We start from the raw sequence: 11204 nt of genomic DNA on the forward strand, positions 1-11204 counted from the left end.
CACATGCGGTCTTACGTTTTTTCGGGTGTCCAGCTCAGAATTTCATATACTCGCTCGATTGGTTCAATGATCCAAGAGATCAGCGGACGTTGGTCAATGGAGATGAAACCTGTAACCTCCAATCCATCACGTAATTTGGGCAAAATTTCCCGATCAAAGGTCGCGTCCCTGTTGAATGCAGCCTCAATTAGGAAAGAAGGTTTGTCCTCCGCGCTCTGAGACGGCAAATTTAAGTTTGGTAAACCTGTTTCAGAAATATTTGTGATGACAGCGGGAAAGGTACCCCATTCCGACACATCAAAAGTAACGAGTTCGATCCGTACCGCATGACCAACCGCTACATCTCTAAGGTTTCGACTTTGCACAACGAATTCTGTAAAAAATCCACCTTGTTCTCGATGATCTTGGGAAATCTGAATAAGGGGAGCCCCATTACTAAATACTGATGACCCCTTTTGTGTTCTTATATGTGTAACAAAACCATTGAACGGCGCTAAAAGGGTAATACTATCTCGGTTTTCAAGATCCAGTAATTCCAAACTCAAAAGATCTATTTCGGCCATTACCTTTGTAATATCATTTTGAAGTGCTGAGGTGGTTTCCTGATTTCTCTTTTTCTGTTCCTCAGTGTTTCTTTGCAGGTGAAGAAGTCCCAATTTTTCTCGTATATGCCTTTGCTCTGTATCATTTATTTTTAAGAGACAAGTCTCTCTCTGATCTTCTGAAACAACACCACGATCGTGTAATGTTTGCAAGCGATCGCATTTCTGCTTGAGTAATTTCTCTTCTCCAGATATTGTTCTTAAAAGATGCTTATGAGTAGATTCTTCATTCGCTAACTGCCGTGTAGTTACGGCATGAGTCTCTTGTTCTAGTAGCAACTTATCTTCGAAGTTTGTTTTTTGGTTCTCTAGCTGCAAGATTCTCTTTTTGATACGCTCGCGCTCAATCTCGTTGGCATCACCTTTTTCTTCCCGTACAAGATCTGTGCCGATAGCGATTAGGGGTTGATTCTTCTTTACTGACTCGTCCCTCGACACCATCACCTCTAGTATACGTCCAGCCCGAGGAGCGGCAATATTTGCGATTAAACCCTGTGCTCTGACTTGCCCCTTTACTTTCCGAATTTCAGGCAATTTTACGGATATGGCCAACGAAATCGCAGACAAGAACGTAGTCGATAATACGAACACAATAATTTTAGTTGAAAAGTGTGTGGATGGTAGACCGCGGATAACCCAAGCTGCAACGTTGTTTGTTTTAGCGTGTCGCAGTTGACCAGACGAAGGCATTTGAGATTAATTCCTGTCTAGGTTCGAGGGTTGAAAGTAAGCCATAAACATAAACCAGTTACGCCACTCAAGCGGGTGTGCTGATATCTCACGACCAAGTATATAAGAAAGTTCAGTCATTCTTACCTGTTCGTCCGCCGAATATTCAACTAGCAATGTAAACTCAGGTGCGGACCTGTCTAACACGTTTCCGCGCGCATGACCCACCATCATCCGGGCTTTAAGAATAGCACGTAATCGCAAAACACCGGCGCTCAAACGCGCAGGCCGACCCAATAGCCGACAATCCTGCGTTGCACCAAAACGACCAGGAAGATCAGAGAAACAAATAACAACTCCTGGCATTTTTCGACACATTTTTACGCATGACTTTAAAGCGCCTGCTTTTTCTAAAGACCAAAGATGTGCTTCGCGCGTTTCCGCGAAAGTGTTCCATAATCGTGCTTCACGCCAACTACGTGAACCAGTTGCAGCAATACAATGAATAGGTATTTCCCGTGGAATCAGTTTGTCAATGGCCCACATTAGATTAAACATGCTTGAGAAATGAAAGGCTGCGAAAACAATATTTTGTTCAATTTTACATAGCTTTTCTATTTCATTTCCATTCACATTAACTAATCTGATGCGGCCAGCATAGTACTCTGTCTCCTTTGGGCTAGCTTTTGCTAACAATGTTCTGCAAGCAACCATCAACGGTCTGCGATATATCCCGTGCCATTTGCTCTGCTTGATGATCGGGTATACTAAGAGCTGCTTCGAAATGCTTTTCATCAAAGGCGAAACTCCTAGATATGTCTTTGAAAGAAAATCCGCCACCCAAGACACGAGCCTATAATACTTTGCTGGTAGGATTCTCAATAGACAGCTAAAAGCGGTAATGTGCAAGTATATAATTTGTGAAGAACCAATAAAATGCATATCTATGCCGCCTTGACTACTTTAAGAGCCCCATTATCCAGCTCAAATATTTGATCGGCTGAGTCCCGAATATTTTTTTGGTGGGACGCGACCAGCTTTATGCACGGAAGCTTCTTGATGTCGTCCCAAATATCGTTTGCGGTATCAACATCAAGATTTGCCGTAAACTCATCCAAATACAAAATGTCAGGAGCACGGTAAATAGCTCGTGCAATCAGTAATCTTTGAATCTCACCTGTAGACAAAATATGTCGCGCTATAGAAAACTCTGTCTTATCTCCATGATCCAACTCCTTGATTCTGTTGGAGATCCTCGCAATATCGATGGCTTTGGCATAGCGTTGGTCATCAACAAATCCATGAAAAGATGTGATGTTTTCTTGGATTGTACCGGAAAAAAGGGTATCTTTTGGTGTTACAGTCGCAACGTGGTTTCGAATTAATGGAATTGATTTTTCCTCTACATCTTTTCCATTTACTTGAATGCTACCTGCGGCTGTTGGAATAATCCCAACTAAAGCGCTAAGAAGCGTACTTTTTCCGGCGCCTGTTTTGCCGATAAACACTGCAGTTTGACCCTGTTTAATTGTGAGTGTGACATTTTCCAAAATCACATCAAGACTGCCTAATGGCGAAATGGCCAAATCGCGGCATGACAGAGACAGGAAAGGGGTTGGCAAAACATTTTTACTGTGATCAATATCGGGCTTAGTTTGAACAATGTCCGCCATACGATCAATATGGACCAGAGCAATGTTACGCTCGAGCAACGTGTTGAAGATGCGAATAAAATTATCGCCAAAGATATTTTTATATTGGATGTAGGCATAGGCCGCACCCACCGTAGCCTCGCCATTGATGATCCTGTAACCTGCCCAAGCGACCACAAGCAACTGCTCTGCGTGAAGTACCGCTTGCGACAAAGTATCAAAGGTGATGCGGTAGTTTTCTTTTTTGCGGCGTGCCTTTAAGCTCTGATTCAAGGAGCGCGCCCAAAGATTGCTTAGCGGGTTCACTACGTCAAAAACCTTGACCGAGAATATTCCTTCAACAGCTTGCAACATCCGACCATCCGCATCGGCTTTGCATGAAACTTCCTCAGCAGTGTAGCGACGTAATGGACCATAAAGGAGTATTCTGAGAAAAGAGAAAAGTACTAACCCAGAGAAGGAAATAAGAGCAAGAATAACATCATAGTATATCATCATCACAATAGAAAACAACAGCCAAATAAAGAGAGGAGAGCGCTACAAAATGATCGGTAAGAAACTCTGAAATCTTTTCCGCCGAGCCAATCCGTGCCAAAATATCAGCGGGAAACCTATTAGTGAAGTACAGGAAGGGTAACTTGAAAAGATGAGACGCGTTCGCATTTGACAATTTGCCAATCAGCGACACAGTCAAGATGTTCCTCAGCCAGTCCGTAAGAAATCGATAAACAGCCTCAAAGACATATATGACGCCAAATATAATTGCGAATGATATTAGAAGTTCAGTTGAGCTGTTTCGGATGGCCTCATCGACTACCAATTTGACATAGCTGGGTGCGGCCAAGAACAAAATCTGCAGAAATATACCACATAATAGTGCTGTAGAAAAATGTGTATTCACGCCAGCTAGAGCACGTACAAATTGCGAAATGCTAAGGAAGTCTAAAGCGCTATGCATGTCAGCATAGTTTTTGGTAGGTGTCACTTCTATTGCATATCCTGAGATATACTCTCTAGCCTCCTCTAGTCGAATCCTCCTTCTGCCCAAGGCAGGATCAACAATGGTTAGTGTTTGCCGAGAGGCATATTCAAGAATCACAAAATGATTATCACCCCAATGCAAAATGCATGGCGTCTGAAGTGCACATATTTCGTTTTCTTCAAAAGCTAATACACGGGGCACCAACCCGTAGGTGTCCGCAATCCGGCTAAGCTCAAAAAGTGATAATCCAGATTCCAGACGCACGGGATATTTAGTACGCAGGGTACGTAAGCTAACTTCACGCTTAAAGTGACCAGTGAGCATTGAAATGCAAGCAAGGCCACACTCGGTAACTTGGTCTTGAAAAACTGGTCGTACCACTCGTTGCCTCAATAATATTACAAAGAACCGGAGCTGCGATTAGCAGCTCCGGCAGCAAAAAAATATTTTATGAAAGGATCAGCTAGCACCAAAGACGCCTGCGACCGCAGCACCAAGACTAAATAGAGCGCCTACGAGGCCCCAATTTGAACCACCTTTGATGCTTTTTTGCTCAGCTTCTGAAACGATACGCAAATCTTTACCCTCCCTATGGTTAGAGTTAAATATTGATGGGTCACATTCTCCATTCACAGTAGATAGTCGATTACAACCCAACGAGACGATAGCCTTCCCTAAGGGAAGGCGCCCCACATTGATATAATTTTGTATCATTGTCAATAGTTCGCCCTGAGAAACCTCAGGCTGCTTTACATTCTAGGGTCAGAACAAGATTTGCTCCCGTAGACACGCTAAGGACGAACGGATTGTGAACATCATGCAGCCCGGAGGATATTTCCGGGGGGTCGCAACGTCCTTAGGCCTTCAGGTATTTGTTGCTCCGTGCCCCAGGAGTAGATGCCGGTCAGATTGATATGCTCACAACTGAGCGGTGAGATGTGCTTGAGCACGTCATCAGGAATATTCCGGCCCTGCTGGCGCAGATGAGCTACTGCTTAGATTCAGATTCGAAGTGCAACACCTGCTATTTGAGCAGGTGGCATGGGAATACAATACAGACATCTTGATTTGGCAGAACGGTGCCGGATTTGTGCGATGAGAAGCCTTGGACACAGCCTTGATGATATCGCGGCTATGCTTGGTCGGTCGAAGTCTACGATTAGCCGTGAGCTTAGGCGCAATAGCGGGGATAAAGGCTACAAGCCGGATCAGGCTGACCGGATGGCCTGGGCTCGTAAACTTCGCGGTCACTTGCTTGAGCGCCACAGCCAGCTTCGAGGCTGCGTCGTGGCCCGTCTTGGCATGGGATGGACCCCGGAACAGATCACTGGCCGGCTGCGGCTTGAAGGATCACAGCACACGCTCAGCCCGGAGTCCATTTACCGCTACGTCTACAGTGCACATGGACGCAAGGACAAGCTTCACCGGTATCTGGCCCAAAGGAAGGCCAAACGGGGGTATCGCCGCCGGAAAGGCCGCACATCGCGAACAGATGAGGCAAAACAGCCGATCTGGCTGCGACCGACAAAGGCTCATACCCGTGCCGAGGTTGGTCATTGGGAGGGCGATTGCATGCATTTTCGCAAACAGAGCGATATTCTCCTAACCCTTCAGGACCGCAAGACCAGGTACTGGATAATGAATAAACTTCCGCGCAAAGACGCTGAGACAACCGCGAACATGGTGCGAGACCGTTTCGCTGAAATGCCTAAAAAGGCCCGCAAAACAATTACTCTTGATAACGGAAGCGAGTTTGCCCAGCATCGAAAGCTGGAACAAAAGACAGGAGTGCGAGCCTTCTTCTGCGAACCGCACTCGCCTTGGCAACGCGGGTCAATCGAAAACGGAAATGGCCGTGTTCGGCGGGACCTGCCCAGAAAAACTGACCTTCAAAACTGGACGGACGAGGACATTGAAAACCTCACATTCATCTTCAATTCAACACCGCGAAAATGTCTTGGTTACAGAACTCCAATCGAGGCATTCGCAAAGGAAATAGGTGTTGCACTTAAATTGTGAATCCACCCCTTCTCAAAAAAAGCATGATCGGGGATGGGGTCGACGACGAATGAGATATCCCGCCTCCGAGAAACTTGAAATCATTCGACTGGTGGAGCAGTCCCATCTTCCAGTCAGACAGACGCTGGATCGGCTGGGTATTCCAAGGTCAACCTTCTACGTCTGGTATGACAAATATCAAACCGGTGGCATAGATGCCTTGCAGGACACGGCCCCCATGCCTGCACGGGTCTGGAACCGGATCCCCGATGATATCCGCCAACAGGTCATTGATCTGGCCCTGGAAGAACCGGAGGGCCTGTCGCATAGTTTTCTTGTTAACCCCGGCTTGAGAATTCGGTGATGAAAAGGCGTTCCGATTTGTTGGAGTGCGGGTTTATGATTCTGAATGCCATTACCGAAAAGCTGAAGCGCCAATCAAAGGACGATTTCAAAGGGCGGCATTTCGAGGCATGGCTCATTGTTCAGGCCGTTGCCTGGTACTTGCGCTATCCGCTGAGCTATCGAGATTTGGAGGAGATGTTCCAGGAGCGTGGCTTCGAAGTAGATCACAGCACGATCAACCGATGGGTTCTTGCTTACGCGCCGATGATCGAGAAACGGCTACGCCAGTTTCGCAGACCCCATTGCGGTTCAGTTCGCATTGACGAAACCTACGTCAAGATCCGCGGCAAGTGGCGCTACCTGTACCGGGCCATTGACAAATGCGGCAATCCTGTCGACTTTCTGCTAACGGCAAAGCGCGACCTTGATGCGGCCAAACGATTTTTCCGCAAGATGCTGAAGGACGAGCCCCTGCTATCGCCGGGGAAGATCGGTACCGACGGTGCAAATACCTTCCCGTCAACGATCAAAACGACCGTCGATGACCGGCTCCTGCGTCCAGATCCAGTACATTATGTCACCAAACATCTACAGCAAAGGATCGAAAGCGACCATTTCAGAGTGAAGAAGAACATGCCAAAGACCGGCGGTTTTCAATCCTTCAAAACGGCGCGACGAACGATTGCCGGTTTCGAGGCTATGCTCTGGCTGAAGAAGGGTTTCGGCTTCACTGGCGATTGGACTGTCAACGAACAGAATGATTTGCTCGCGCAGCTCTTCGGACTTCAAAAGGTTAACAAAGAATGAAAATACCGCCGATCGCAGGGTAGCCTTATCCTGCTGAAAGGTTTGCAACACGGCCACCTTATCTATGCTTCCAAACGACTGGATGTGGTGCAGTCGAGAATTCGACAAATGATCGCAAGACTTGGGACATTTAGGGAGCAGGTTGTTGGAGAGTTGGAGAATTCTCAATCTGATCCCGAATCCCGCCTTGCATGGTGGACGCTGCAAAGCATGACAGCTGACAGTTTCAATGCAGCCTATGCAGAGAATCTGATTGGTGTAGGTGAGGAGCAACGACAATATCAAAGGCAAAGGCGCCAACTGGCATCACTTCCATTGAGCCAGAAACAAACTGAGTTTCTTCTTAAACTTGAAGGAGTGATTTCGGGAGAGACCGGCATTTTCGAACTCCGACGGCAAGAGCTTGCTGTCAATCTCGAAGCACAAAATGCGCTCTTTCGCATCAGACGCGATGCGAACCTCGTCAATGAATTGGCTATTGGGTATGCGTCTAGAGCAGAAGCCTTTCTTGCCAAGGAAAGATCAAGCTCTTCGTCCACCATTCAATTTATCAAACTCACCCTTGCAGTTGTCAGCTTGGTGAGCTTTGCTTTAGCATTATCAGCCGCATTGTTCGTCTCGCGCTATGTTGCCTACAATATTGGACGAGTAGCTGATGCAATGGTGCGCTTGGCCAATGGAGACAGGGCATCCGCTCTGCCGCGTAAAACAGGCAATGACGATGAAATTGGCGATCTGAACAGATCGTTTCGTAGTTTCAGAGCGAACGCCCTACGGCTTGATCGGTCACACAAGCAGCTCAATCAACGCAACGCGCTATTTGAGAAGGTTTTCGCCAATATTGCCTATGGAATCGCGATTACCGATGCGAGCGGCAAGGTGACAGCTTCGAATCCAGCCTTTGCGGATATTTTGGAAATCGATCCTGCCAAGCCGTTCCGGGAGCCGCTTGCCAAATGGTTTCATGAAGGAAAGTTTGCCAAGTCTGCTGCAGAAGCAAATGTAAAGTCCAATCTGCGCGGTCAGCTAGAACTAGTCGCTGAAGATGGTCAAATTTTGGAGTTGAGAGCAAGCCAACTTCCGGATGATGGTCGTGTCTGGTTGGTGGCGGATGTCACCGAAAGCCATACCTTGTCAGCTCGTCTGGCGCAGATCGATCGCATTGAGGCGTTGGGCAAAGTTGCAGGTGACACAGCTCATGATTTTGCAAACATCCTTTCAACGATCCGCACTCATGCTCATCTTCTCACAAGCGGGGCGACTTGTTTACAGAAGAACAATATCTCTGCAATTGAGAACGCCGTTGAGTTCGGCAGCTCTTTAACAGAACGTCTGCTGGCATTCGCGAAAAAGCAAAATCTCGCACCCGAGGTGGTTGAGCTCAACAGTTTACTCGAAGGGATGATCGAGCTTGCAGAAATTGGACTCAAGGAGAGTGTGGTGCTTAATGCCGTGTACGCTCAAGAACCCCTTCATGTGATTGCTGATCCAGGTCAGATGGAATCCACACTTCTCAATCTCATCTTGAACGCAAATAATGCGATTGAGAACAAAGGTGAGATCCAAATGCAATTGTTGTCGCATGACGGCGAAGCGACCATCATCATCAAGGACAATGGCATTGGTATGCCCGCTAATGTGCGAACAAAAGCCATCGAACCTTTCTTCTCCACAAGGGCTGCGGAGGGTGGATCCGGACTTGGGCTTTCAATCGTTTACGGGTTCGTCAAACAATCAGGCGGAAATCTTACAATCGAGAGCGAAGAGGGTAAAGGCACAGCAATTTCCATTTCCATGCCTCTGGCAAAATTAGGTGAGCTGGAGACCGAAAACCTACCAACCAAAACAGCTCTTGTGATTGATGATGACCAACAAATGCGACAAATCGTTGAAACGATCCTTTGTGGCATGAACTACAAGTCGACCTTGTGCAGCAATGCCAATGACGCGCTAAAGCACCTGGAGACCGGTAAATTCCATCTAGTTGTCAGTGATTTTGATCTGGGATCAGAGATTACCGGCCGTGATATTTTGGAGACCTCAGCCAAGAAATTGCCATATGCGATGCGCATTCTTATCTCAGGCAAGTCATCATTGAGCGACGACTATGATGGACCCAACACAATGGTTCAGAAACCTGTCACAGCAAAGAAGTTGAAACTCATCCTGCAACAAAATGACGCCTTTTCATCACCGAATTCTCAAGCCGGGGTTAACAAGAAAACTTTGCGACAGGCCCCAATTTGAAGTAATGAAAAGCCACTTTTGGTTTGCTTCGCGGCTGGGGTTCCAAGGGCCCTCCCTTGGCAAGTTGCATTTGGCATCAAACGGCCTCGGTTCGCTCTGTGACCGGGTTGTTTGTGCAAATATGCAAACTTGCGGGCGCAGTGCGCCCCTTTTCGGCTATGCTGTTCACGCAGCGTCCGCTTTGAGGAAAAACTCGGCTTTGCCGGTCAACGCTGCGATGTTCTTCGGGCTCTGCCCGTTCATTTTTGTCTTGTAGTTCAGGTCTGCACAAAGCGGTGAAAAAGTTGGCAATCAGGCCTGATGATGTAGAAGCCACGCCGCTTGCTTTGATGTGGGAAGGTATAATCCTCCAAGCTGCAGGATTATACCTCATGAATAAATGAAAACACTGTATCTTCATCAATCAGGTTTGCGCAGCCGCAGAAGTGTAAACAGTTTGAACGGCGGCAGGGTTTCCTCACATTCCGGGAGCAAGATTGTTCGATCCAGAACCCGGCTTTTTGGAAAGTCCGGGTTCCAGCCGAGCCGATGACCGAAGCGTTTCAAGGCTCTCTCCACGGTCAGACGCAACCCGGCCTCCGCGGAGAAGTGATTGACAAAGATTACCGTTCCACCCGGTTTCGTCACACGTTCTAATTCCCGGATAACCTTGTCGGGGTCTGGCACGACCGTAATAACGAACATGGCGACAACCACGTCGAAATGACCATCCGGATAAGACAGATCCGCAGCGTCCATAACTTGCAGCTGATCCACGTTATCTCTGCCCGCCGCTTTCGCCCGAGCCTGCTTCAGCATGTCTTCGCTAAGATCAATACCTGTAATTTTCAGGTGGCTGCCATAAAGCGGAAGCGACATGCCTGTGCCAATGCCCGCCTCAAGCACGTGGCCCTGAAGCTGGTTGACATGTTTGACCGCCGCACGCCGCCCCCAAAACAGGGGGCCAGCGAAAATGTAATCATAAATGGGAGCCCAACGGGCATAGGCAGCCAGAACCGCCGCCCCATCAAGCTTCTTCGTGCCCGATAGACCGCCCTTGAATATCCTTTCCGCCTTTTGCTTGAGGAGCCGGATATGCCTGGGAAGAGTGCCAGTCTGGTGCATGGAATGCCGTGTCTAAAATGGGTTTCCGTGCAGTATCTACGCGTTGAATGCCTGAAAGTAAACACACTTGCCGTAAGGTCAGCTCGGCACTATGGCCGCGACAAGCTCGAGCAGTGGTATTCCGGTATTGCCAACTTGTTGAATTCGTGGTGCATGACACCCCATTCTGGACGGGATTCAGGCGTTTATTTTTCCAGTGTAGTCTTGCCATATTGCGAATGCATCAGCCCTTGCATGCCGGTATGAAGGTGCGGACAGTTTATATCGGCGCGGCCGGAAAAGCGTGTTGATCTGATCATGGGCAGACAGGAAGCGTTGTGCCTGACGCGGAGATTTGAACCGGCCCATGATCTTCTCCCGTTTACGTGTTGGGCGATGGGAGTTCTCAATCCTGTTATTCAAGCCCTTGTGAGCGCGATGATCGGCATTTGGCGCAAGAGCCCGAACCGGCTTGGTGTAACTGCGCAGTTTGTCTGTCACCACGACCCGGGGTTCGCCGTATTGCGTGACCAGCGTGCCAAAGAAACGTCTGGCTGCCCTGGCATTCCGACGCGATTGAACCAGGATATCCAGTACGTCTCCATCCCCGTCAATCGCCCGCCAGAGCCAGTATTTGACACCACCAATAACGATCACCGCTTCATCCAGGTGCCATTTGCTATTGGGCTTTGGACGGTCACGACGAATGCAGCGCGCAAAATGTCGGCCAAACCGGTTCACCCATTTGCGGACTGTTTCCCTACTGACAGCAATTCCCCGCTCCGCTAGCAGGTCTTCAACATCCGCCGCGTTCAACGC

Annotated in this window: 9 protein-coding genes and 2 pseudogenes; 4 read left to right on the forward strand and 7 right to left on the reverse strand. The window is 48.1% G+C overall.

The window, feature by feature from the left end; genetic code table 11:
- Positions 1 to 11: 11 nt before the first annotated feature.
- From TRICHSKD4_RS13035 to TRICHSKD4_RS29325, 5 genes and pseudogenes are all read right to left on the reverse strand, one after another.
- The gene (locus TRICHSKD4_RS13035; protein WP_009759496.1) at positions 12 to 1292 is read right to left on the reverse strand and encodes an HlyD family secretion protein; all 1281 of its coding nucleotides are present in this window, start codon (positions 1290 to 1292) and stop codon (positions 12 to 14) included.
- A gap of 6 nt (positions 1293 to 1298) precedes the next feature.
- Entirely contained in the window at positions 1299 to 2066 is a 768-nt protein-coding gene (locus TRICHSKD4_RS13040) for a hypothetical protein (RefSeq protein WP_040616815.1), read from the reverse strand.
- 149 nt (positions 2067 to 2215) lie between these two features.
- The gene (locus tag TRICHSKD4_RS13045) at positions 2216 to 3421 is read right to left on the reverse strand and encodes an ATP-binding cassette domain-containing protein (protein WP_040616816.1); all 1206 of its coding nucleotides are present in this window, start codon (positions 3419 to 3421) and stop codon (positions 2216 to 2218) included.
- Entirely contained in the window at positions 3405 to 4286 is an 882-nt protein-coding gene (locus TRICHSKD4_RS13050; RefSeq protein ID WP_009759499.1) for a cysteine peptidase family C39 domain-containing protein, read from the reverse strand. Before TRICHSKD4_RS13050 ends, TRICHSKD4_RS13045 begins: the two co-directional genes overlap by 17 nt.
- Positions 4287 to 4720: 434 nt before the next feature.
- Positions 4721 to 4900 (reverse strand): annotated as a pseudogene (locus TRICHSKD4_RS29325) (Tn3 family transposase); the annotation flags it as partial.
- A 46-nt stretch (positions 4901 to 4946) separates the two neighbouring features.
- Between TRICHSKD4_RS29325 and TRICHSKD4_RS13055 the strand changes: the two are divergent.
- The 4 genes and pseudogenes from TRICHSKD4_RS13055 (at position 4947) to TRICHSKD4_RS13070 (ending at position 9302) form a co-directional block, all read left to right on the forward strand.
- Positions 4947 to 5924 (forward strand): IS30 family transposase, encoded by a 978-nt coding sequence (locus TRICHSKD4_RS13055; RefSeq protein WP_009759501.1) that lies wholly within the window; start codon positions 4947 to 4949, stop codon positions 5922 to 5924.
- A gap of 13 nt (positions 5925 to 5937) precedes the next feature.
- Positions 5938 to 6219: pseudogene (locus TRICHSKD4_RS13060) on the forward strand (helix-turn-helix domain-containing protein); the annotation flags it as partial.
- An 83-nt stretch (positions 6220 to 6302) separates the two neighbouring features.
- On the forward strand, positions 6303 to 7055 hold the full coding sequence (locus TRICHSKD4_RS13065) for an IS6 family transposase (protein WP_009759503.1): 753 nt from the start codon (positions 6303 to 6305) through the stop codon (positions 7053 to 7055).
- A gap of 108 nt (positions 7056 to 7163) precedes the next feature.
- Positions 7164 to 9302 carry an ATP-binding protein gene (locus TRICHSKD4_RS13070; protein ID WP_009759504.1) on the forward strand — a complete coding sequence of 713 codons (2139 nt, stop codon included), beginning with the start codon at positions 7164 to 7166 and terminating at the stop codon, positions 9300 to 9302.
- A gap of 399 nt (positions 9303 to 9701) precedes the next feature.
- Here the strand turns inward: TRICHSKD4_RS13070 and TRICHSKD4_RS13080 are convergent, their stop codons facing one another.
- Together TRICHSKD4_RS13080 and TRICHSKD4_RS13085 are read right to left on the reverse strand one after the other, a co-directional pair.
- Positions 9702 to 10406: a class I SAM-dependent methyltransferase gene (locus TRICHSKD4_RS13080; RefSeq protein WP_009759506.1), complete on the reverse strand. Its 705-nt coding sequence runs from the start codon at positions 10404 to 10406 to the stop codon at positions 9702 to 9704.
- A gap of 177 nt (positions 10407 to 10583) precedes the next feature.
- A partial coding sequence (locus tag TRICHSKD4_RS13085) for an IS6 family transposase (protein ID WP_040616819.1) occupies positions 10584 to 11204 on the reverse strand: 621 nt, incomplete at its 5' end.

The organism is Roseibium sp. TrichSKD4 (genome assembly GCF_000148725.1).
Taxonomy (GTDB): domain Bacteria; phylum Pseudomonadota; class Alphaproteobacteria; order Rhizobiales; family Stappiaceae; genus Roseibium.

Coding starts and splice junctions, on each gene's coding strand:
- TRICHSKD4_RS13055 (WP_009759501.1), top strand. CDS start 4,947: ATGGGAATACAATACAGACATCTTGATTTGGCAGAACGGTGCCGGATT.
- TRICHSKD4_RS13065 (WP_009759503.1), top strand. CDS start 6,303: ATGATTCTGAATGCCATTACCGAAAAGCTGAAGCGCCAATCAAAGGAC.
- TRICHSKD4_RS13040 (WP_040616815.1), bottom strand. CDS start 2,066: ATGAAAAGCATTTCGAAGCAGCTCTTAGTATACCCGATCATCAAGCAG.
- TRICHSKD4_RS13045 (WP_040616816.1), bottom strand. CDS start 3,421: ATGATGATATACTATGATGTTATTCTTGCTCTTATTTCCTTCTCTGGG.
- TRICHSKD4_RS13035 (WP_009759496.1), bottom strand. CDS start 1,292: ATGCCTTCGTCTGGTCAACTGCGACACGCTAAAACAAACAACGTTGCA.
- TRICHSKD4_RS13080 (WP_009759506.1), bottom strand. CDS start 10,406: ATGCACCAGACTGGCACTCTTCCCAGGCATATCCGGCTCCTCAAGCAA.
- TRICHSKD4_RS13070 (WP_009759504.1), top strand. CDS start 7,164: ATGATCGCAAGACTTGGGACATTTAGGGAGCAGGTTGTTGGAGAGTTG.